This window comes from Campylobacter sp. BCW_6466 (genome assembly GCF_001762835.1).
In the GTDB taxonomy this organism is placed as follows: Bacteria; Campylobacterota; Campylobacteria; order Campylobacterales; family Campylobacteraceae; genus Campylobacter_D; species Campylobacter_D jejuni.
In genome coordinates this window covers 1,090-1,933 of sequence record NZ_MJXO01000071.1, presented here as the reverse complement: position 1 = coordinate 1,933, position 844 = coordinate 1,090, and the positions used below count along the sequence as shown (strand labels likewise).

Genomic DNA, 844 nt, shown 5'->3' with positions numbered 1-844 from the left:
CAGCTTAGGTTTTCCTTTAAATACATATATTTATCATCTTATTATGAAAGATATGGAAACTTTAAATAAGGAGAAACAATGGTAGAAGGGAAAGAACAGGCACAAAGAGTTATGCTAACTATGAGTGCTAAACTCAAAGAAACACTAGATAAAAAAGCTGAAGAGTTAGGCATTAACACAACTCAATACATCATTAATCTTATTATAAATGATATAAAAGAAAAATAAAGATGTTAAATTAACGCTCGGATTTTAAATCTTTTTGTTGTCAGTTTTATTTTTCTCATTTTTGAGAAAAATACATTTTATTACTTTTTAGTAAGCATTTGCTATCATTAAGTAATGGCGAAAGAATACCTTCAAGAGAGAGCTGACAGCTTAGGTTTTCCTTTAAATACATATATTTATCATCTTATTATGAAAGATATGGAAACTTTTAATCAAAAGTGATTAAAAGTTTTTTCGAAATTTTGAAAAAACTTTAAATAAGGAGAAACAATGGTAGAAGAGAAAGAACAGGCACAAAGAGTTATGCCAACTATGAGTGCTAAACTCAAACATTAGTAATATCACAAAATTTCCTTCGCAAATTGCACTCAACGCTAAGTATAGTATAATAATCATTATAATTTATAATCATTATATCAGCATATTGATATCTTCCATTTTCAATTTCTTTTTTAGATTCTTTTTGTAATTTTAAAAGAAAATTATAATCTCTTTCTTTAAGTGTTTTAATATTTTTTATTTCGTTTAAATCAATTAAAGAATACTTTCCACGTGTTTTATACTCTTCATCAATTTTTTTAAGTGCAAATTCATATCCTTCTTTACTTCCTTGCTC

The 844-nt window shown here is 25.8% G+C and carries 2 protein-coding genes; one reads left to right on the top strand and one right to left on the bottom strand.

Annotated features, from left to right (window positions below; translation table 11 throughout):
* The first annotated feature begins 78 nt into the window (after positions 1–78).
* Complete coding sequence (locus AJ887_RS10075) at positions 79–228, top strand: toxin-antitoxin system HicB family antitoxin (protein ID WP_134225837.1); 150 nt, start codon at positions 79–81, stop codon at positions 226–228.
* 325 nt (positions 229–553) lie between these two features.
* On the opposite strand, the gene AJ887_RS10295 is transcribed toward AJ887_RS10075, so the two are convergent.
* Positions 554–844, bottom strand: a 291-nt coding sequence (locus AJ887_RS10295) for a hypothetical protein (RefSeq protein WP_186820931.1), incomplete at its 5' end; no start/stop codon positions are given.